Source organism: Maribacter caenipelagi, from assembly GCF_004364175.1.
Taxonomy (GTDB): Bacteria; Bacteroidota; Bacteroidia; order Flavobacteriales; family Flavobacteriaceae; genus Maribacter; species Maribacter caenipelagi.
Map to the genome: position 1 here is coordinate 232,967 of NZ_SNZW01000017.1, position 21,201 is coordinate 254,167.

General features: G+C 34.1%; 18 protein-coding genes. 10 read left to right on the forward strand and 8 right to left on the reverse strand.

What is annotated here, in order from left to right; all coding sequences use genetic code 11:
• Positions 1 to 24: 24 nt before the first annotated feature.
• The 3 genes from DFQ03_RS15410 to radA all read left to right on the forward strand — a co-directional run bounded on the left by DFQ03_RS15410 (position 25) and on the right by radA (position 2,821).
• Positions 25 to 1,167: an alpha/beta hydrolase gene (locus DFQ03_RS15410; RefSeq protein ID WP_133674138.1), complete on the forward strand. Its 1,143-nt coding sequence runs from the start codon at positions 25 to 27 to the stop codon at positions 1,165 to 1,167.
• 48 nt (positions 1,168 to 1,215) lie between these two features.
• Positions 1,216 to 1,386 (forward strand): hypothetical protein, encoded by a 171-nt coding sequence (locus DFQ03_RS18885; protein WP_166637482.1) that lies wholly within the window; start codon positions 1,216 to 1,218, stop codon positions 1,384 to 1,386.
• A gap of 73 nt (positions 1,387 to 1,459) precedes the next feature.
• Positions 1,460 to 2,821, forward strand: coding sequence for a DNA repair protein RadA (gene radA, locus DFQ03_RS15415; RefSeq protein WP_133674139.1), 1,362 nt, complete (start codon positions 1,460 to 1,462; stop codon positions 2,819 to 2,821).
• A 105-nt stretch (positions 2,822 to 2,926) separates the two neighbouring features.
• Here the strand turns inward: radA and DFQ03_RS15420 are convergent, their stop codons facing one another.
• Both DFQ03_RS15420 and DFQ03_RS15425 read right to left on the reverse strand, forming a co-directional pair.
• A complete protein-coding gene (locus tag DFQ03_RS15420; protein WP_133674140.1) occupies positions 2,927 to 3,967 on the reverse strand; it encodes an aldo/keto reductase in 1,041 nt (346 codons plus the stop codon).
• Between the two features lie 69 nt (positions 3,968 to 4,036).
• Positions 4,037 to 4,801 carry an exodeoxyribonuclease III gene (locus DFQ03_RS15425; RefSeq protein ID WP_133674141.1) on the reverse strand — a complete coding sequence of 255 codons (765 nt, stop codon included), beginning with the start codon at positions 4,799 to 4,801 and terminating at the stop codon, positions 4,037 to 4,039.
• 115 nt (positions 4,802 to 4,916) lie between these two features.
• On the opposite strand from DFQ03_RS15425, the gene DFQ03_RS15430 reads away from it, so the two are divergent.
• Both DFQ03_RS15430 and DFQ03_RS15435 read left to right on the forward strand, forming a co-directional pair.
• The gene (locus tag DFQ03_RS15430; protein ID WP_133674142.1) at positions 4,917 to 5,438 is read left to right on the forward strand and encodes a DUF3575 domain-containing protein; all 522 of its coding nucleotides are present in this window, start codon (positions 4,917 to 4,919) and stop codon (positions 5,436 to 5,438) included.
• Positions 5,439 to 5,464: 26 nt separating this feature from the next.
• Positions 5,465 to 7,555: a TonB-dependent receptor family protein gene (locus tag DFQ03_RS15435; RefSeq protein ID WP_133674143.1), complete on the forward strand. Its 2,091-nt coding sequence runs from the start codon at positions 5,465 to 5,467 to the stop codon at positions 7,553 to 7,555.
• A gap of 1 nt (position 7,556) precedes the next feature.
• Here DFQ03_RS15435 and DFQ03_RS15440 read toward each other — a convergent pair whose 3' ends face one another.
• Positions 7,557 to 9,101, reverse strand: a complete 1,545-nt coding sequence (locus DFQ03_RS15440) for a glycine--tRNA ligase (RefSeq protein ID WP_133674144.1) — start codon at positions 9,099 to 9,101, stop codon at positions 7,557 to 7,559.
• Between the two features lie 37 nt (positions 9,102 to 9,138).
• Positions 9,139 to 10,038 carry a hypothetical protein gene (locus DFQ03_RS15445; protein ID WP_133674145.1) on the reverse strand — a complete coding sequence of 300 codons (900 nt, stop codon included), beginning with the start codon at positions 10,036 to 10,038 and terminating at the stop codon, positions 9,139 to 9,141.
• 40 nt (positions 10,039 to 10,078) lie between these two features.
• Here DFQ03_RS15445 and DFQ03_RS15450 point away from each other — a divergent pair, with 40 nt between their 5' ends.
• Positions 10,079 to 10,780 carry a ComF family protein gene (locus DFQ03_RS15450; protein ID WP_133674146.1) on the forward strand — a complete coding sequence of 234 codons (702 nt, stop codon included), beginning with the start codon at positions 10,079 to 10,081 and terminating at the stop codon, positions 10,778 to 10,780.
• 51 nt (positions 10,781 to 10,831) lie between these two features.
• Entirely contained in the window at positions 10,832 to 12,448 is a 1,617-nt protein-coding gene (locus DFQ03_RS15455) for an Ig-like domain-containing protein (RefSeq protein ID WP_133674147.1), read from the forward strand.
• Here the strand turns inward: DFQ03_RS15455 and DFQ03_RS15460 are convergent.
• Both DFQ03_RS15460 and DFQ03_RS15465 read right to left on the reverse strand, forming a co-directional pair.
• Positions 12,432 to 13,220 (reverse strand): amidohydrolase, encoded by a 789-nt coding sequence (locus DFQ03_RS15460; protein WP_317128188.1) that lies wholly within the window; start codon positions 13,218 to 13,220, stop codon positions 12,432 to 12,434. The genes DFQ03_RS15455 and DFQ03_RS15460 overlap by 17 nt on opposite strands.
• Before the next feature lie 4 nt (positions 13,221 to 13,224).
• On the reverse strand, positions 13,225 to 13,689 hold the full coding sequence (locus tag DFQ03_RS15465; protein WP_133674148.1) for an ankyrin repeat domain-containing protein: 465 nt from the start codon (positions 13,687 to 13,689) through the stop codon (positions 13,225 to 13,227).
• Between the two features lie 136 nt (positions 13,690 to 13,825).
• Between DFQ03_RS15465 and DFQ03_RS15470 the strand changes: the two genes are divergently transcribed.
• The 3 genes from DFQ03_RS15470 (at position 13,826) to DFQ03_RS15480 (ending at position 17,022) form a co-directional block, all read left to right on the forward strand.
• Complete coding sequence (locus tag DFQ03_RS15470; RefSeq protein WP_133674149.1) at positions 13,826 to 16,021, forward strand: sensor histidine kinase; 2,196 nt, start codon at positions 13,826 to 13,828, stop codon at positions 16,019 to 16,021.
• A 10-nt stretch (positions 16,022 to 16,031) separates the two neighbouring features.
• Positions 16,032 to 16,442 carry a response regulator gene (locus tag DFQ03_RS15475; protein ID WP_133674150.1) on the forward strand — a complete coding sequence of 137 codons (411 nt, stop codon included), beginning with the start codon at positions 16,032 to 16,034 and terminating at the stop codon, positions 16,440 to 16,442.
• A 172-nt stretch (positions 16,443 to 16,614) separates the two neighbouring features.
• A complete protein-coding gene (locus DFQ03_RS15480; RefSeq protein WP_133674151.1) occupies positions 16,615 to 17,022 on the forward strand; it encodes a response regulator in 408 nt (135 codons plus the stop codon).
• A 2-nt stretch (positions 17,023 to 17,024) separates the two neighbouring features.
• Here DFQ03_RS15480 and DFQ03_RS15485 read toward each other — a convergent pair whose 3' ends face one another.
• Positions 17,025 to 18,389, reverse strand: a complete 1,365-nt coding sequence (locus DFQ03_RS15485) for a DUF5689 domain-containing protein (protein ID WP_133674152.1) — start codon at positions 18,387 to 18,389, stop codon at positions 17,025 to 17,027.
• Between the two features lie 16 nt (positions 18,390 to 18,405).
• The gene (locus DFQ03_RS15490; RefSeq protein ID WP_133674153.1) at positions 18,406 to 21,147 is read right to left on the reverse strand and encodes a carboxypeptidase-like regulatory domain-containing protein; all 2,742 of its coding nucleotides are present in this window, start codon (positions 21,145 to 21,147) and stop codon (positions 18,406 to 18,408) included.
• Positions 21,148 to 21,201 lie beyond the last annotated feature (54 nt).

Below are 21,201 nucleotides of genomic sequence, written 5' to 3' on the forward strand. Positions count from 1 at the left end.
ACTTTCAACTAATAATTACCTTTTATGCGTTATGTATCTTTAATATTCGCACTTTTATTCGGGATAACCTCCTATGCTCAAGTGACACAAGAAATCTTCGAATCTTTTAAACTTCAAGAACGAAGAGATGTACATTACTATTTTCCTGAGAATATGGATGAAACCAAAAAGTACCCTTTGATCATTGTACTTGATGGTGAATATCTTTTTGAACAGGTAGTGGCAAATTCAAAATTTTATAGTCGTTTTCATGGCATGCCACAAAGTATTATTGTAGGTATTAACCAAAGTGAAAATGATCTTAGATATGAAGATTGTGCCTTCGATAGAAATAGTGGTTTACCTTCAGAAAAAGGAAAAAGTTTTTATGAATTTATAGGAATGGAGCTAATACCCTACCTAGATCTAAATTATAGTACAGCGCCTTTTAAAATGATTGTGGGGTATGATATTACAGCCAATTTCATGAACTACTGGTTGTTCAAAGACAATTCTATTTTTGATGGCTATGTGAGTATCTCACCAACTCTTGCTCCAGAAATGGAAAGCAGGGTACCTATGCGTTTAGGCACTTTTGAAAATCAAATCTTTTACCAGTTAATCGTTGAGGGTGAAGCTAGCAATGACAAGCAGCGAATTTTAGCTATGGATAAAGACTTAAAGGCTATCGATAAAGAGTCTTTGCATTATTTCTTTGATGAGTATACGAATGCAGATCACATATCTGTTGCTACCTACGGCATAGGCAAAGCATTTGATAATATCTTCGGAATGTTCAAACCTATCAGTCCGAAGGAATATAAAACTCAAATTCTTACCAGCGAAGAGCCAGTTTATCACTATTTAGAAAACAAATACCAAGGTATTTCAGACATGTTCGGCTTTACTAAGCCTGTTGAACTAAATGACATTATGGCAATATATGCGGCATCTCGTAAGAAAGAAGATTTTGAGTCCCTAAAACCTTTATCTGACCTTTGTAAAAAAGAATACCCAGAGACGATGCTAGGTTTTTATTTTGAAGCTGAGTATTACGAGCAACTTGGTGAGCCTAAGAAAGCACTAAAAACATTTGAAAAATCTTTTCAAATGAAAGAAATAGATTTTTTAACTAAAGAAATGGCCCTTGAAAAAATGGATGCAATAAAAGCCGATTTCGGTTTTTAAAGAATATTAATAAACGGCTAGTCCCAAATTAGCCCAACCTACTTAATTATGATTAAAATTGACGCAATGTACTTCGTGTTCTCCGGAGTGCTCTTTACTTATTTTGGCTTAAAAGGAGAGTTCATTTTAGCCTATAACGGTATTGCCCTATTTATGGCGTGGGCATCATTTTTCCTCGCCTTTAGTGCTATTAAAAAAGAGCGGTCCGGTGAAAATTAGCTTATAATTTCACTCTAAAATATAATCATTTCAAACTTCTTGCTACCTTTAGCATTTTCAATAAAAGCTAAAGATGGCCAAAACTAAAACTGCATTTTTTTGTCAAAATTGTGGTACTCAATATGCCAAATGGGTAGGGCAATGTTCTGCCTGTAAACAATGGAACACCGTTGTTGAAGAGGTGGTGCAAAAAGAAGAGAAAGCAAGTTGGAAAACCCCCTCTCAAACATCAAAAAGAGTTTCTAAACCTCTTTTGGTGAATGAAATCAGTATTGAAAAAGAAGTACGCCTAAATACTTTCGACCTCGAATTTAATAGAGTTCTTGGGGGTGGTCTAGTACCTGGTGCACTAGTCCTGCTTGGTGGCGAACCTGGTGTGGGCAAAAGTACACTGCTGCTTCAAATAGCATTAAAATTACCTTATAAAACGCTATATGTTTCTGGTGAAGAAAGCCAAAAACAAATTAAAATGCGTGCCGATAGAATTCACCCGAACAGCCAAACCTGTTTTATTCTGACGGAAACGAAAACCCAAAACATTTTTAAACAGATTGAAGCTACAGAACCCGATATTGTAGTTATCGACTCAATACAAACACTTCACTCTGACTATATCGAATCTGCAGCAGGTAGTATTTCGCAAATACGAGAATGTACTGCCGAGCTTATTAAATTTGCTAAAGAAACCAATACGCCTGTCATACTCATAGGGCACATTACCAAAGATGGATCTATTGCAGGTCCTAAAATTCTAGAGCATATGGTCGATACCGTGCTACAGTTCGAGGGCGACCGTAATTATGTGTACCGTATTCTTAGATCGTTAAAAAATAGATTCGGTTCTACCGCAGAGCTTGGCATTTATGAAATGCAAGGCAGCGGGTTGCGTGAAGTCAACAACCCATCTGAAGTATTGATTTCTAAAAATGACGATGGACTAAGCGGTACCGCAATCGCCTCGACAGTTGAAGGCATGCGCCCTTTACTCATAGAAATTCAAGCATTGGTCAGCACAGCTGTATACGGAACACCTCAACGTTCTACAACTGGCTACAATGCTAAAAGATTAAACATGTTATTGGCTGTATTGGAAAAACGCGCCGGCTTTAAACTTGGGGCTAAAGATGTATTCTTGAATATAACCGGTGGAATTTCGGTAGATGATCCCGCTATTGATTTGGCTGTAGTTGCAGCTATTTTATCAAGCAATGAAGATATACCTATTGATAAGGGTATTTGTTTTGCTGCGGAAGTAGGTCTAGCTGGTGAGATTAGACCTGTACAACGGGTAGAGCAGCGTATTCTTGAAGCCGAAAAACTAGGTTATGACACCATTATTATCTCAAAAAGTAATAAAATAGGTCTTAAATCAACCAAAATTAAAATCTTGATGGCTTCTAAAATTGAAGAAGTTGTTGGTAATTTATTTAACTAACGCTTATCTCTCATTATTCTAGCCAACACCATAATCACTATTATTACCACTAAAATGAGGACTATTTGTCCGAATCCGACTTTTAACAAAATAAGGCTTCCCATATTATGGTGCTGGGTTTGGTATTGAATTATGAATGGCTTCAATTTTTTCGATAATATTATCAGACAAATCAACATCTATACTGCCAATATTTTCTTCTAATTGCCTTATGCTAGTAGCACCGATTATAGTACTAGTTACAAAAGGTCTTGTATTTACAAATGCCAATGCCATTTGCGCAAGTGTTAAACCATTGGCTTGTGCCAATTCATAATATCTTTTTGTCGCCTCAACAGCAGTATCGCCAATATATCTATTATACTGCGGAAACAAGCTTAACCTAGAGCCCTCTGGCATTCTATCTCCTAAATACTTTCCACTTAATGCTCCAAAACCCATTGGAGAGTATGCTAACAAACCTACCTGCTCACGCATAGAAATTTCTGCCATGCCAACTTCAAACAATCTGTTCAATAAACTATATGGATTCTGAACAGTTATTGTTCTTGGTAATGTTCCATGAACTTTACTTTCTTCTAAAAAGCGCATGGTACCCCAAGGTGTCTCATTAGAAATACCCACATGTTTAATTTTACCCTCGCGTATTAAATCACGTAAGGTTTCTAAAACTTGATGAATATTATCTTCCCAATGATCAGCTATATCATGTTTATATCCTCTTTGACCAAAATAATTAGTACTTCTATCTGGCCAATGCAGTTGATACAAATCGATATAATCTGTTTGCAAACGCTGTAAACTTCCCTCTACAGCTTCAATAATAGATTCTCTAGTAAAACCGCTAGTACGAATAAACTTCGTCATATCGGCTTTCCCAGCAATTTTAGAAGCCAAAACGATATCTTCTCTATTACCGTTTTTCTTAAACCAATTACCTATAATTTTTTCAGTAGCGGCATATCTATCTTTATGTGCAGGAACAGGATACAATTCAGCAGTATCTAAAAAATTAACACCTTTATCTATAGCATAATTGATTTGCTCATGACCTTCTTCTTCGGTATTTTGATTGCCCCAGGTCATTGTACCCAAACATATTTTACTTACTTCAATATCGGTATGTGGTAAATTGGTATAGATCATTCTACTTAAAATTTGCAATATTAAAACGCAAAACTACTAAATATAATTAGTGCACTTGTATCCATTTCGTTAACTCTCTACCTCTATTAAAATAGGGCAATGATCACTGTGCTTTGCTTCTGATAAAATTACAGACCTCGACAGCCTGTCTTTCAAGGTAGAAGCTACCATAGCATAGTCTAAACGCCATCCCTTATTGTTATTTCTGGCATTGGCTCTATAACTCCACCATGTATAATTATCCGGTTCAGAATTAAACTCCCTAAAACTATCTATGAATCCGCTTTTCATGAAATCTCCTATCCATTCCCTTTCTACAGGTAAAAATCCCGATACGTTTTTTAATCCTACAGGATTATGAATATCTATAGCTTCATGACAAATATTATAATCTCCAAGAACTATTAAATTCGGATTCGTCTTTTTAAGCTTTTCAGTATACTCTTGAAAATCTGCCATATACGTAAGCTTAAAATCTAAACGCTGCATATTTGTACCGGAAGGTAAATACATACTCATGATAGATATATCTCCAAAATCTGCGCGTATATTTCTTCCCTCGAAATCCATATAATCGATCCCAGTTCCAAAAACAACAGCATCTGGCTCGGTCTTAGAAAGTATAGCGACACCACTATAGCCCTTCTTTTGAGCGCTATACCAATAATTATACTTGTAACCCGCTTCTTCAAACAATGTAAGATCTAATTGATCCTCGTTAGCCTTAATTTCTTGTAGACAAACAACGTCTGGTGAAACCGTACCTAACCATTCTAAAAAACCCTTTCTTAGCGCTGCCCTAATTCCATTTACATTATAAGATATGACCTTCATCTATATTCATTTTGGCTTAAAAATAAAAAAGAGTTGAAGATTAAAGGTGCATACTTTCTATTAAAATCATAATTTCACAGCTTTAAAAAAATATTTGCATTTTAAAACGCATCTCATGAACAAGTTTATTTTTTCAGCTCTTTTAATATTCATTACAACTTCTTCTTTTTCGCAAGCCTATTATAACGATGAAAACAGCCATGAAGTGAAATTGAACATTGGTCAATTTTTGGTAACCACTACTGTTGAATTTGGGTATGAATATTACATAAACGAAGATACCAGTATTGGGGGCACACTATATTTTGATGGAAAATCTACAGATTACAACGGTAATTTTGGAATAGGACCTAACCTGAGGGCTTACTTTGGCTACGGACCAAAAAGTGGGCTTTTTGCTGAAGTTTTCGGACTTTATTATACCGGTGAAGATGATGAGGACACTGCAAACTTAGGTAATAGAAATTACGATTACTCTACTATAGCACTTGGTCTTGGCGGCGGATATAAATGGGCAACTAGAAGTCAAAAATTTACCATTGAATTAAATGGCGGACTGGGCAGAAACATTAATCCAGAAGATTTTCAAGATGACTTTATGTTCAGAGCCGGTTTATCTTTAGGTTATCGCTTTTAATAGGTATTTTTGAGGTTTAACCACCTATGAAAAGAATATTTCAACTATTACTAATAATATCATTTACTACGTTAAACCTTTCTGCGCAAAATACTGTCAAAAATGATAGTGTAACCCAATTGAACGAAGTTATTGTTGTAGATACGCTAACCGCTAAAAAGGCTATTGGCATTATACCTTCGCAAACTATTGGTGCTACTACGTTTGCCAATTATAGTCCCGTAGATTTTATAAGCTCCATTAATCAAGTTTCCGGTCTTTATGCTTTATCTGGAGCGCTGAATACCAACAGAATTACTATTAGGGGTGTTGGTTCTAGAACATTATACGGTACAGACAAGCTAAGACTTTACTACAACAACATTCCCATTACAAACGGAACAGGTTCGTCAACCATAGAAGCTTTTGATCTTGAAAACCTTACTTCAATTGAAGTAATTAAAGGACCTAAAGGAACAGGATTTGGAACTAATTTGGGTGGAGTAATTATTTTAAACACGAAACAAACAAGCAACCAACCTACCAAGTTTACCAATAATACTACGATAGGTTCTTACGGACTATTTAAAAACAGTTTAGGATTTACACATTCACAAAAAGATTTTTATATGACCTTTCAATATGGTCATATGGAAATAGATGGATACCGTGAAAACAATAGATTTGAACGTGACGGATTTCTTCTTAACACTATTTTTAAACTTTCAGATAAAAGTGAAATCGGACTTCTGGTAAATCATATTGATTACTCGGCTCAAATCGCCAGCTCCATAAGTCAAGAAGATTTTGATGAAGACCCAACACAAGCTGCCTTTACTTGGAGATCATCCAAAGGATACGAAGACAACAACTATAGCCTAATAGGACTTTCTCATACCTATTATGCAAATTCTAAACTTAAAAACACCACTAGTCTATTCTACACCTATTTAGATCATTATGAACCTGCACCATTTAATATTTTAGATGAATACACTAATGGTTATGGTTTTAGAACATTGTTCTCTGGCAATCTTGCTATTTCAGATAATACGCTAGCCTACACTTTTGGCGGCGAACTTTATAAAGATGAATATTCTTGGGGAACATTTGATAATCTATATCAAGAAAATAATGGTAATGGAAGCCTACAAGGTGAGAGGCTTTCTCAAAATAAAGAATTTCGAAATCAAATCAATGGTTACGCCACAGCATCGTATTCATTTACGAACAAGTTTACCGCTCAATTAGGATTAAACATTAATAAAACTAAATATGATTTTAGAGATCTTTTCAACTCTGGTGCAACAAGCACGAGTGCTTTTAGGGATTTTAAAACTTTATTCTTGCCAAGTTTAGATGTAAACTATGCTATTACACGAACGAATCAACTTTATGCGAATGTAAGCCGCGGATTTTCAAACCCTGGTTTAGAAGAAACGCTAACACCTGACGGAATCATAAATCCTGATATTGTTCAAGAGACTGGCACAAACTACGAAATTGGTATTAAACATCAAAGCAAAGACAATAGACTAAAATTAGAAGTCGCTACTTATATCATGCCGATTAAAAATCTACTTGTTGCCAAACGTGTTGGCGACAACCAGTATATTGGGCGTAATGCAGGTAAGACAAAACATCAAGGTATTGATCTAGATTGGAGCTATCGCTTTAACTTAACCAATAAAATAACAATTTCACCATTTATAAGTTACACCTACAGCAACCATAAATTTGTTGATTTCACAGATGAGGAAGTTGATGAGGATTACTCTGAAAATGCTTTAACAGGTGTACCTAAAAACAAAGTAAATTCAGGAATTCAAACCAATTTTGGAAACGGGCTATTTGTCAATTTAACCCATCAATATGTAGATGAAATACCTTTAACAGATGCGAATTCACTTTATAGCGACTCTTTTAATTTACTAAACATTAAAACAGGTTACAAAAATCAAATCACGGAAAAACTACGTGTAGGTTTAGATTTTGGTATCAACAACCTAACAAATAAAAAGTACGCGCAGTCTGTACTAATAAACGCTACCGGATTTGGAGGAAATGCTCCAAGGTATTTCTACCCTGGGAACACTATTAATTATTTTGGTGGTGTAAAGTTGACTTACACTCTTTAATTTATTCCATTTTCTTCAACCATGTTTTCATATCGACTGCATCATGTATAATACCGTTCAGTGCAGATATAGCAACACGTTCTTGCTCCATAGAATCTCTATGTCTAATGGTAACCGTTTGGTCTTCCAACGATTGGTGGTCAACAGTAATACAGAAAGGAGTACCATTGGCATCTTGTCTTCTATAGCGTCTACCTACAGCATCTTTCTCATCATAAATAACATTAAAATCCCATTTAAGATCATCTATAATTTGGTGAGCAATTTCTGGTAAACCATCCTTTTTAAGTAAAGGTAAAATAGCAGCTTTCACCGGTGCCAAGACAGCTGGTAATTTAAGAACCGTTCTGGTCGTATTGTTCTCCAATTCTTCCTCTTTAAGTGAATTAGAGAATACTGCCAAGAACATTCTATCCAAACCAATAGAAGTTTCTAATACATAAGGCACATAGTTCTTATTTACTTCATGATCAAAATACTGTAATTTCTTACCAGAGAATTTCTCATGACTGCTTAAATCAAAATCGGTACGAGAATGAATTCCTTCTAATTCTTTAAATCCGAATGGAAAACGAAATTCAATATCTGATGCCGCATCTGCGTAATGTGCTAATTTCTCATGATCATGAAAACGATAGTTCTCTTGACCTAAACCAAGTGACAAGTGCCACTTCATTCTTTTTTCTTTCCAAACCTCATACCACTCTTTCTGCGTACCTGGTTGAATAAAGAATTGCATCTCCATTTGTTCGAACTCACGCATTCTAAAAATAAACTGTCTTGCAACAATTTCATTTCTAAAAGCCTTACCGGTCTGTGCTATACCGAAAGGAAGCTTCATACGACCAGATTTCTGAACGTTCAAAAAGTTTACAAAAATACCCTGGGCAGTTTCTGGTCTAAGAAATAGATCCATTGCAGTTTCTGCATTGGCACCTAACTTTGTACCAAACATTAAATTAAACTGCTTTACCTCTGTCCAATTCTTAGAACCTGACATAGGGCAAGCGATATCTAATTCTTCTATTAACGCTTTTACATCGGCTAAATCTTCATTCTGTAAAGATTTTCCTAATCTGCTTAAAATAGTTTTACCTTGTTCCTGATAATCAACTACACGCTGATTTGTCTGTAAAAACTGTTCTTTATCAAAAGCATCTCCAAAACGCTTAGCAGCTTTGTTGACCTCTTTTTCAATTTTAGCATCAATTTTAGCAACATAGTCTTCTACTAAAACATCTGCTCTATATCTTTTTTTAGAATCTTTATTATCTATTAAGGGATCATTGAACGCATCTATATGCCCAGAAGCCTTCCAAGTTAGTGGATGCATGAAAATTGCAGCATCTAACCCAACGATATTATCATTGAGCTGCACCATCGCTTTCCACCAATAGTCGCGTATATTCTTTTTAAGTTCAACACCATTTTGACCGTAATCATAAATAGCACTTAAACCATCATAAATTTCACTAGATTGAAATACATATCCGTATTCCTTTGCGTGAGAAATTACACGCTTAAAATCATCTTCTTGCTTTGCCATGTGGCAAAAATAGAACAATAGCCCAAAAAAATAATAATTATTTTAATTCAAATTCAGAAGAAGTAATTAAACGTTCGTCTTCAAACACATTTAATGTGTAATTACCTTCCATTAAAGAACCTTCCGGTATAGTAATAGACTCGCATAAAAACTGGTCTAACCCTGTAAAAACAAACTCGACTCTTTTGCTGTAAACATTACCATTTACGGTAATGGTATTGGCATTATCTTCAACAATTTGCTTGTTGGGATCTAAAAATTGTAGATATATTACTTTCTCTTTATTAGCTTCACTCTCATCTGCAAAAACTGTTACGCAACCTCTTAATTTTTTAATTATAGATGCCTTGTTAGTTTTGGTTGGTCTTGTACCACGAATTAATCTAAAACCACTTCCTTCAGCATTAGCCATTTTCAAATAGCTCTTCGTCTTTAATTTCTGATTAAGTTCTAATATTTTTCTTCTTTGTAAAGCCTCTGCTTCTGCTAAAGAATTGCTGTTTGTTCTTAGATTTTCAATTTGTTTACGAGACTCATCATACTTATCGGTAAGTAACATGTTGTTATAACGTAAGAAATTGTTCTTTAAAAGCAAGCTATCGTTCTTAGATTCTAACCTACGTAATTCTGTTTTAAATTCTCTTAACTTTTGAACAGTAAAATTTAATCGCCCAACAGAATCTAAAAGCTCTTGAACCCTATATTTAGAATCTTGCAATTCAATTTCGTTCATTTCACTTTTTGCAGATAAGCGAGCTACATCTGCTTTCATAATGGTAAGATCTTTTACAAGAATTTCTTTCTCTTGCTCTAAAAAATCTATTTGAGCATTTGATTGGGCATAACTATAGTAGAATGCAATTAAAAGTGCTATAATAACTGCAACGAAAGCTGCTAGTATTATTTTATAATTGAATTTATTATCTTGACTGTCCATTTAAAAAGCGGGCTGTAGGTTGTTTAATCTGTAAAATTTGATGAAAAACAGAATTTCAAATATACTAAAGGATGTTACCAACATACTCTTACCTATATCATGTTTTGGATGTAATGCACGATTATATAGAGGAGAGGTTCTTCTCTGTACATCTTGCCGACATCAATTACCTCTTACCGAGTATACATTTAACGATGAAAATGCAGTTGACCGTATTTTTTATGGTCGAATTAACATAAAAAAAGCAAATTCATTCCTATTCTTTACCGAAATTGGAATCGTAAAAAACCTCATTCATTTCTTAAAATACAAGAATCAAGAAGGTATAGGCGAGTTTTTAGGCAATTGGCACGGTCAAATTTTAAAAGAACAAAATCATTTGCCAAAAATCGACTTTGTAATTCCCGTTCCTTTACACAGAAAAAAACTTAAAAAGAGAGGTTATAACCAAGTGGCACTTTTCGCGAAGCGAATTGCTTTTCACATCGATGCCAACTATACAGATGATATACTGGTGAAAACTGCCAATACAAGAACACAAACCAAGAAAAATAGACTTAATAGGTGGTATGACAACCGATCTTTATATGAAATCAAAAATGGAGAAACGTTAATAAACAAAACCATATTATTAGTCGACGATGTGATTACCACTGGCGCTACGATGGAAATTTGTGCTAACACCTTCAAAGATATCGAAGGTGTTGAGATTTATATTTCAAGTATGGCGGTTGTTCCATAGAATTAGATTTCTATAAAATATGTTGTTTCTTTGCGATTGATAATTACACTAATGAGCAGAAAAATTTTAGGTTTTATATTTGTTTTTATCATCGTATTGGTGTCATATCAATGTGCACAACGGGGCACACCTACCGGTGGACCAAAAGATATTACACCTCCAGTGTTAACAAGGGCAGAGCCACCTAATTTAACAACCAACTTTACGGGGCAAAAAATTAGATTGTATTTTGATGAATTAGTGAAGCTAAAAGACATTCAAAAGCAACTTATAATTTCTCCTCCTTTAAAAAATGCCCCTGTGCTTTCACCTATTGGCAACGCGAATAAATATGTAGAAATCACTATTAAAGATACACTCGAGCCCAATACGACCTATACTTTTAACTTTGGACAAGGTATTGTCGACAATAACGAAGAAAACCCGAAATCGTTTTTCACCTATGTTTTTTCTACTGGCGATTATATTGATTCATTAGCGCTTACAGGTGTCGTAAAAGATGCTTTCAAAAAGAAAGCCGACGATTTTGTAAGCGTAATGCTGTATAAAATTGATACTAGTTATACCGACTCTACCGTTTACAAGAGACCACCAAATTATATTACTAATACGCTTGATAGCGCAGTTATATTTAAACTTAATAATTTAAAAGAAGGCAAATATGCTTTGTTCGGTATTAAAGATGCCGCAGGCAATAATTTATTCGATCAGAAAACCGATAAAATAGGTTTTGTAAGAGATACTATAAACTTGCCTACAGATTCTATTTATTTGTTGAATCTATTTAAGGAAATTCCTGATTATGGCGTAGCAGTACCAAGTATGGAAGCAAGTAATAGAATTAGCTTTGGCTATTATGGAGATGGTACCGAAATTTCAATAGAAACCATTACCGAAATACCCGATACCGTCAGAACAAAAATCGTTAAAGAAAGAGAAAAAGACACACTGAACTTTTGGTTTACACCGTATGAAATGGACTCTCTTCTTTTTGTAATCACCAATGAGTCTTTAAAAGTAAAAGACACGTTCAAAGTTAAAAATAGAAAAGTTGAGTTCGACTCTTTAAAGATTTCCATGAGTCAAAATGGAAATATTGAAATGGACAAACCCATTAATCTCTTAAGCAATACACCATTAATTAGTTTTGATAGTACCAAGATTAAATTGATGGATAAAGATTCTGTTGAAATCGCCTATAATTTAAAACTCGATACCATTGAAAATTTATTGAATTTCAATTTTAAGATTGATCCCGACCAAAGCTATAGAATGGAACTGATACCAGGTGCTGTAACTGACTTTTTTGAAACATCTAATGATTCGGTTGCTTATTCTTTTCGAACAAAGAGTATTGCAGATTATGGCAACTTAACCTTAAATCTAAATGGCGGTTCAATTGTTTATCCAATAATTGTTCAGCTTACTAACGAAAAAGGAGACTTACAACGAGAAATTTATGCTACCGAGCCACAAGATTATGCTTTCAACAATTTAAATCCTGGTAAATACCAAGCTAGAGTAATATTCGACATGAACGGTAATGGAAAATGGGACACTGGTAGTTTCTTAGAATATAGACAACCTGAAAAAATAAGCTATTACCCTACGTTAATAGAACTACGTGCCAATTGGGAAAAAATAGAAACGTTTAATTTAATAGATTAAATTCATCCCTATCATTTAAAAAACGAAGTTTATTTCGCACCAGATCGATTTCATCTTTTACCAACTCAACAATAATTGTTTCTTCCTGCTCAGAAATCGATATTAATTCTCCGAGCGGGTCATATACGCTAGAATGCCCAGGGTATTGATGACCCACCTTGTCTTCGCCTAAACGATTAACTCCAACACAATAAACCATATTCTCAATTGCTCTTGCTTTCAACAGTGCATCCCATGCATTTATTCTAGGTGCAGGCCAATTTGCAACATATAATAATACATCAAAATTTTCTGAATTTCTGCTCCATACAGGAAAACGTAGATCATAACACACTAAAGGGCAAATAGCAAAACCTTTATATTCTATTACTAATCGTTCTGTACCTGCCGTATATTTTTCATGCTCCCCTGCCAATGTGAATGTATGCCGCTTATCGTACGTTTCATATTCGCCATTTGGCTTTACAAAGAAGAGTCTATTATAATTATTGCCGTTATCATAAAACACCATACTACCCACTATGGCACTATTATTATTGGCAGCCATTTTCTTCATCCAATCTAGGGCTGTATCTCCTTCTTTTTTTTCTAAATTGTCAGGAGACATTGTAAAACCCGTAGTAAACATTTCCGGTAAAATAATTAAATCAACAACTTCGTCTATTTGGTCAATTTTGGTACCGAACATTTCTCTATTGGCATATGGATCTTCCCAATGTAAAGTAGATTGTATTAAGGCAATTTTTAAACGACCGTTGTGTTTCTCCATCATACTATTACTCCAATAAATCTATAAAAGCGTTTAATCCCTGAGTTCTTGCATGATCTAACGCGCTATTTCCTCTATTATCTTTTATGGTTTTATCTGCACCATTAGCGATTAACAATTTTGCAATTTCTAGACGATTAAATTGAGCAGCATAAATTAGGCAAGTTGCACCCATAGCATTACGCTCATTCAGTTGCGCCTTCTTGTCTATCAATAGTTTAACTAAATCAGCAAAACCTTTGAAGCACACACCCATTAACGCTGTATTACCAGATGCATCTATTGCATCGATTTTTGCCCCTTTATCTAATAGTAGTGTTGCAATCTCCATTTCATCATAATATGTAGCCAAAATTAAAGGTGTAGACCCTCTAGCATCTTTACTATTGACGAGTATAGGATTCTTCTCTAACATAGCTTTAACCTCATTAAAGCTACCTTCTCTTATCTCTTTAAAAAAAACCTCGTTCATAGATTTGTGTTATAAATTATTCTCATTCACGACAATACGGAAGCAATCATATTAAGATGTATTTTCTTACCTCTAACAATTTTTTCCTACCTTAAAGATAATATGTACCTTTAAAAAATTAAAATTCTAAAAACTTTTGAAAACATTAGCCGTTGACTTTCTTTTAAAAGAGTCCCCCAATGCAATTGCTATCGTCGATACTAAGTTAAACTTTATAAGTTACTCTAACCAGTGGCACCAAACTTTTAGCTTAAACAAAACCGATAATTTCAATAAAAATTTATTTAATAGTATAATTGAAACCCCTGAACTTTTCAAAACTGCCGTAAATGAAGGTTTAAATGGAAAAGAGCATGAAAACAATGGTCAAAAATTTATTTTGCCAAACGGCAAATTACAATGGCTGAAATGGAAAATTATACCTTCTAAAATTGAGAACCAAGGTTTTGATGGAGCTATTATATTTTTAGAGGACATTACGACCGGACAGAAAGAACTTGAGCTATTACATAAAGCTGAAGAAGTTGCCAGAATAGGTTGTTGGGAACTAGATTTAATTAACAACACGGTACATTGGACAAAAACAACAAAAGATATTCATGAAGTAGACCAGGATTTTGTTCCAAATTTAGAAGAAGGAATAGATTTTTACAAAGAAGGAATTCATAGGGATAAAATTACTTATTTAGTAAGCACCGCAATTGCCGAAGGGAAACCTTTTGATACCGAACTCATAATTATTACTGCCAAAGGAAATGAAGTATGGGTATGTGCAAAGGGCGAAGTTGAGATATTAAATGGAAAAACAGTTAGGCTAGTAGGTACATTTCAAGATATAGATGAGCGAAAGAAAATTGAATTAGCTCATCAAGAAATCTCAGAGCGACTAAAAATCACTACCCAAACTGCGCAAATAGGTACTTGGGATTATGATTTAATTGCAAAAAACTTAAAATGGGATAATGAAATGTATCGAATTTTTGATGTGAAGGAAAACCAGTTTTCCGGAGCTTTTGAGGCTTGGTCATCTACAATACATCCTAAAGATAAAGATCGCGTACTATTAGCGACCAAGAAAGCCATTGAAGGCATAAAAGATTTTGATGAAGAATTTAGAATAGTGCATCAAAACGGATATATCAGGCACATTAGAGGCTTATCTAAAACAATTAAAGGTCTAAATGGCAAGCCTGTTAAGATGACTGGTGCAAATTGGGATATTACTGAACTACGTAGTGCCGAACTTAAATTAGCTAGAAGTACAAAATCATTTACAGAAACATTTGAGCATTCTGCAATTGGTATGGCCTTAGTCGGTTCTGATCTTAAATGGCTAAAAGTGAACAAAAGTTTATGCCATAGCTTAGGATACTCTGAAGATGAACTGCTAAAAATTAAAACAACGGATATTACACATCCTGACGATTTACCAAATAGCAAAACCTTTAAAACCAAAGTGTTCAACGGAAAAAACAGAAATTTACATATACAAAAAAGATATTTTCACAAAAATGGAAATATTGTACATGCTATAATTGGCGTGACACCGGTGAAAGATGATAACGGCAAACCTAGTCATGCGATCACTCAATTTTTAGATATTACGAGTAGAATTGAATCGCAAAAAAAACTTGAAGGCCTTGTTGAAGTTACCAAAAGCCAAAACGAAAGTCTTACCAATTTTGCCCATATCGTTTCACACAATTTAAGGTCACATTCAACAAATATGACCATGCTGACCAAGTTCTTAAACGAGGAAGAAGATGAAGACGAGCGTAAAAATTTAAATAAAATGATGGTTAGTGCCACCGAAAGTTTATCTGAAACAATTGCACATTTAAACGACGTGGTACAGGTGAAGACCGGGGCGCTTGAAAAATCACAAAGTATTAGCGTTCTCAATACTATTAACCAAATTACAAAAAGCATAAACGGCATACTTGAAAAACAAAGTGCTATATTAAAAATAGATGTTTCAAAGACCCATTTTGTAAATGCAGTACCTGCCTACCTAGAAAGTATATTTTTAAACATTCTTACAAATGCACTAAAATATAGCTCGCCAGAACGCACTCCTTTAATTGAAATAGAATCAAAATTAAAAAATGACCATGTTCTTATAACATTTACCGATAATGGTCAGGGAATAGATTTAGAGAGACATGGCAAAAACATATTTGGCATGTACAAAACTTTTCATAGCCATAAAGACGCAAAGGGTATAGGTCTATTTATTACAAAAAACCAAGTAGAATCAATGAGCGGTAGTATTAATATCAAAAGTGAAGTTGACAAAGGAACCACCATGTTTATTAAACTTAAACAAGGTTAATTAAAAGATTATGAAAAGTGTTAAAATATGTTGCATCATAGATGACGACCCTATTTTCGTTTATGGAACCAAAAGAATCATAAAAGAAGTAGATTTTGCTAAATCTATTACCGTTTATTCTAATGGTCAAGAAGCTCTTGACGGACTCATGAGAACATGCATTGCCAACGAACCATTACCAGATGTCATATTTTTAGACCTCAACATGCCAATAATGAATGGTTGGGAATTTCTAGATGAGTTTAAAAACTGTAAAAATCCAAGGTCAAAGAAAATTGTAATCTACATTATTAGTTCTTCTGTGGATCCAAGAGATTTAGAACGGGTTAAAGATTATGAACAAGTAGATACTTACATCCTAAAACCCATTACCCCAGATGATTTAGCTAAAATACTAGGTGCCACGATAGAAATTGATTGAAAATTAAAATCCTTAATATTCTAAGAATGTTATTGTTAATAAAAATACGTGAAACTTATTTTTGTCAACTATTAGCAATTAGTAAATTATATAATTTAGTCAAATATAATTGATTACAGACTTGACAACCTAAAATCCAATCAAGGTAGGTCTACTTTTGAAATAATTAAAAATGAGTATATTTTCTAGTTGTTGTATTATTGATGATGACGAATTTTTTTCTATTAGCAGTAAGAATATTTTAAAGCATCATAACTTCAGCGATAATATTCTTTACTACACAGGTGGACAAGAGGCTCTCGATGGCCTTATCGGTTTATTAGTTGAAAACATAAAATTACCCGATGTCATCTTTTTAGATTTAAATATGCCTAATAGAGATGGTTGGTCATTTTTAGAAGAATTTAAAGATTTGCCTGAAGACAAAATAGGGCATATTAAAATTTATATTACTAGTTCTTTTATTAGCCCTAAATACATGGAAAAAGCTAAAGACTATAAATTAGTAAAAGACTATATTGTTAAGCCTTTGACCGAAAGTGCCATTAAAAAAATTATTGATTCGAAAGAAGTAATATAGAATTACCTCACTCCCGGGCTAAAATCTAACGGAGCATTTTGAGGCATGTTTATTGTCCCCACGTCACCTGTATCATTATAAATCAACCATTCAGTTGGGTCAAAAATAGTATTGTTAGAATCTATTTCTATTTTTCTAACAGCCCTACCGTCTTCAAATTCGTGATTGGTATTACTACCGTCTTCACCGATAACACCAAAAATATCTACAATGGTACCGAAAGGGTCTACTAAAACAAGATTATCATCGCCATTAGAATCTGCCGGTGAATTTGTACCAACTGAGACATCAGGCTCAAAGCCATATACATTATTAAACTCTTCTGTGTTGGGCGAAATCACTAAGAATCCTTTTCCCGGTATTTCATATTCACTTAAGTCGATACTTGAACTGACCTCGATATTGTCATTGGTGTAACGTTCCAAAACCCATCCTTTTAAAGAAAGGCTTTCTTCAGATGCATTATAAATTTCTACAAACCGAGCTCCTGCATTATTGTTTGGGTCTGCGATCTCAGATATAAATATTGATGAAGAAGTGAATTCATCTATAAAATCTTCACATCGGTCTTGATCAAATGAAAGGTCATCTAGACTTCTAATAATTAATTGAAATTGACTATTATCCATAGTTAATATTCCGGTTACAGTTCCCATTTTATCTGGGAGTATTTCAGATTGAAAATCGGCATAACCGCTGTTAACTATTACCAATTCGTTATCGCCACAATCAATCATTGTTCTCAATGTTTCTTGTTCCTTAATGGCAAACGTTTCTCCTAGCTCTTCTTGCTTAATTTCTACATCGGTCACCACAACCAATGTATTCAACATAGCTTCATTTAAATCTAAAATAGCAATTGAAGTTGGCTCAACACCCACATTCTCTTTACAAGAGACCAATACATGGTCAAAAACCAAATTTTTAGGCAACCTGCCCACGCTACGGTTACCAAAAGAAGTAAATACCCCGCCAATTTTGTAAACATCATTAGACTCGCCCAAATACAATCCCTTCAATTTTATAATTATTTGCTGACCAATATTAAAGAACAAATGTGAATCTCTTAATTCTAACTCGATCTGCATTCCATCTGACGGATTACTTGGCTCATCTTGAAAATATATGGTATTAAAAAAATTACCTTCTTTGTCTGAAGAAATCACATAACCTTTAACAACTAAGTCCTCTTGAATTTGAATAGTCTCGCCTTTATAAATATTCTTTAACTCTGATATACTGATGAACGTAAATTCTGAATCAGAGCAGTCTATTGCTGGCGTATCAAATTCTCTATTCTTCACGCATGAGAAAAGCATGATAGCAATAGTAATTGTCGTAAAATATTTATTCAAACTAAAATTCATACGAATTACTTTATTTTTAAAAACTAAATGCAAAATTTAAAAAATAGGTTCTACCGAAACCATACCAATACTTAGGTGCAAAAGAGGGATTGCCACTTAAATTATCTTGAGTTAACTGGCCATAATTTCCATTTCTACTTTGCTCATAGCCACCAGTTCTAAAAGTGGTATCAAAAACATTATTAATACTGGCAAATACACTGATGTACTTCCCCTTTTTAAGCCATGACTTACCACCAACCATATTCAACAAATAAAAATTATCAAGTGGTTTTTGCTTCAATAGTCTCTCCACATTTTCATCTGTAGCGTCAGGAAATCTTAATTGTGTATCTGGATCAATTAAAAAACTCTGAGTTCTAGTTATCGTAGAAATGTTTGCATAATTATTTGCTAGATAATTTGCCGAAGCACTTACCCACCAATATTTTGGATCTCTGTATTCTATACCTGCCGCAATTGCTTTCTGCGGACCTTGTGCCAACTTATACCCCTTAACTGCAGATTGCCCCAAAAACTTAGAACCTGAAATATCGATTAAATCTTCGGTCGCACCAGCTGTATCAAAATTAATCGTCACGAAAGGGTTACTTGCATATTCATGTTTCGCCACAGAGCCGACTAATGATAATTTAACAGCACTAGATAACTGGTACTCTAAACCCAGTTCAATGCCTAAATGTAATTTATCTAAATCAGTGATTACTTCTTGCACAAAATCTGAACCAACACCCGAATCAACGAAGAAGAAATTTACATCGGTTGTATTTTGAAAACGAGTATAAAAACCTGTGAATCTACCCGTTAATTTTGGCATTCTAAGATAGTAATTAGCATCTACACTAGTAATAGTTTCGCTTTGTAAATTGGGAACTACAGTATTGTTCTCCCTAGGATTTATAAATACATTTTGTAGAACAGGTGCTTTATTTATCATTGCGGTATTGATAGAAACCCAATGCCTTCCCGTTATTGTATATGACGCTCCCGATTTTAATGACCAATTTGAAAATTTGACTTTTTCACTATCCCCAAATGAATTATCTAAAAAACGTTCATTCATAAACAAACCTTCTCTTTGATAATCAACCATAGTATACTTACCGGCTATAAATGCCTTAACCTTATTGTAATGCGCATTTAACTGAGTGTAAACCTCACTATTTCTACCATTTAAATTATAGTTGTAATTAAAAATAGCACCATTACCTTTATTTACTTCAGATGAAACATCATTTAACGTTTCTGAAAAAGTATCAATATCACGATGATACTCTGCACCTAATAAATCATTTATTTGAGCATAGTTTTTAGAATTAAGCTGCCTGTGAGTTGCACCCAAATCGAGTTTCAAATGACTATCAATATCTATATTGGCAGTAGCCCTTGCAGTAAGCTGATTATCTTTTGTGGTATCATCATACAGCACATAAGCCGCTTCTCCGTTTTGGCTTATATTGGTATTTGCCTTGTATATATTTTCCCAATCTAATTGAGGGTTTTCGATAAAGCCTTCTTTTGCTTGTATGGCACTTTCAAAATTGGCACCTATGGGCGAGTTCAAATAAAAACTTGGTAAATAACGATAATATGTAGGGTCAGGATTCGGAGCATTATAATACCCCAAACGGCTTCTCTTATATATTCCCGTTTGATATGCAATACCTCCCTTTATACGAAGACTTTTAGATTCATGATGATAATTGACTAGAAATAATGGCTCTCGAATATGTCTTTCCCTAGAATTTCTGATTTTTCCGTTTTGAATACCGGCATATGGATTATATCTGTTTCCCTGAATTTTTTGTACTTCTTCTGTGAGTGCAGAAGACCTACCTCTTCTATTTGATGCTACAATTGCCGTGGCAGAAATTGTGTTCTTTTCATTTAATAGATATTCAAATGAACCATATACTGAATAAGAATCATAAAGAGTACCATCCATATAACCTTCTTTCGCCCAGCGCCGAGAAGCAGAAATAATATAAGCGAATTTTTCATCTTTAACTCCTGAATTATAGGTTACCATAAGTCTACCACTGTACGTTCTGTTTGATAATGAGGATGATAATCTGGTACCAGGTCTTAACCCAGATGGACGTAAATCTATATTCGTATTCCCTAAAATTCCTCCGAAAGTAAAATCTGAAGCCTCTAAACCATTGGCATATTGTTGATTTCTAATTACATCATTTAGCCCTCCCCAATTGTTCCATTGCGGCCTGCCATCATACATTTTATTCATTGGCAATCCGTTTAGGTGTACTTCGCCATATTGAGAATCATATCCTCTTACCCTAAAAAATGCCTGACCAAAATCAAAGGCTGCCCTATTCAGAAAAATGTCTTTTGTAGATTGTAGCAAGGCGAGAGCGTTAGAATTAATTTCATCATCTAACAACTCGTCATCGGTAATATTAATTAGGTTGATAGATTTCTCTACGGTTATATCTCGCTCTAAAAAAATTATTCCTAAGTCAATATCATTATCATTGATATATATCGGTATTCTTTTGATATCATAATCAGGAGTAGAAATTTGAAGGATAAACTCTCCTTTATCAGACGTCACCAATTTGAATTCTCCTAATTCGTTCGTTATAATCGACATCGATTTACCCTCTAAAACTATCTGTACATTTTTAATTACCTCACTACTAATCTTTTCTTTTATTACTCCAGAGATGTTAGTAGTCGTTTGAGAATGCAGGTAACATATTTTAACAAAAAGTAATAAAAACAAGGTATGCTTAATCATTTTCTAAATTAAATCACTTACTCGTGAGCCATTAAGATACTGTTTAAGAAATAA

Coding starts and splice junctions, on each gene's coding strand:
- DFQ03_RS15410 (WP_133674138.1), top strand. CDS start 25: ATGCGTTATGTATCTTTAATATTCGCACTTTTATTCGGGATAACCTCC.
- DFQ03_RS18885 (WP_166637482.1), top strand. CDS start 1,216: ATGATTAAAATTGACGCAATGTACTTCGTGTTCTCCGGAGTGCTCTTT.
- radA (WP_133674139.1), top strand. CDS start 1,460: ATGGCCAAAACTAAAACTGCATTTTTTTGTCAAAATTGTGGTACTCAA.
- DFQ03_RS15420 (WP_133674140.1), bottom strand. CDS start 3,967: ATGATCTATACCAATTTACCACATACCGATATTGAAGTAAGTAAAATA.
- DFQ03_RS15425 (WP_133674141.1), bottom strand. CDS start 4,801: ATGAAGGTCATATCTTATAATGTAAATGGAATTAGGGCAGCGCTAAGA.
- DFQ03_RS15430 (WP_133674142.1), top strand. CDS start 4,917: ATGAACAAGTTTATTTTTTCAGCTCTTTTAATATTCATTACAACTTCT.
- DFQ03_RS15435 (WP_133674143.1), top strand. CDS start 5,465: ATGAAAAGAATATTTCAACTATTACTAATAATATCATTTACTACGTTA.
- DFQ03_RS15440 (WP_133674144.1), bottom strand. CDS start 9,101: ATGGCAAAGCAAGAAGATGATTTTAAGCGTGTAATTTCTCACGCAAAG.
- DFQ03_RS15445 (WP_133674145.1), bottom strand. CDS start 10,038: ATGGACAGTCAAGATAATAAATTCAATTATAAAATAATACTAGCAGCT.
- DFQ03_RS15450 (WP_133674146.1), top strand. CDS start 10,079: ATGAAAAACAGAATTTCAAATATACTAAAGGATGTTACCAACATACTC.
- DFQ03_RS15455 (WP_133674147.1), top strand. CDS start 10,832: ATGAGCAGAAAAATTTTAGGTTTTATATTTGTTTTTATCATCGTATTG.
- DFQ03_RS15460 (WP_317128188.1), bottom strand. CDS start 13,220: ATGATGGAGAAACACAACGGTCGTTTAAAAATTGCCTTAATACAATCT.
- DFQ03_RS15465 (WP_133674148.1), bottom strand. CDS start 13,689: ATGAACGAGGTTTTTTTTAAAGAGATAAGAGAAGGTAGCTTTAATGAG.
- DFQ03_RS15475 (WP_133674150.1), top strand. CDS start 16,032: ATGAAAAGTGTTAAAATATGTTGCATCATAGATGACGACCCTATTTTC.
- DFQ03_RS15480 (WP_133674151.1), top strand. CDS start 16,615: ATGAGTATATTTTCTAGTTGTTGTATTATTGATGATGACGAATTTTTT.
- DFQ03_RS15485 (WP_133674152.1), bottom strand. CDS start 18,389: ATGAATTTTAGTTTGAATAAATATTTTACGACAATTACTATTGCTATC.
- DFQ03_RS15490 (WP_133674153.1), bottom strand. CDS start 21,147: ATGATTAAGCATACCTTGTTTTTATTACTTTTTGTTAAAATATGTTAC.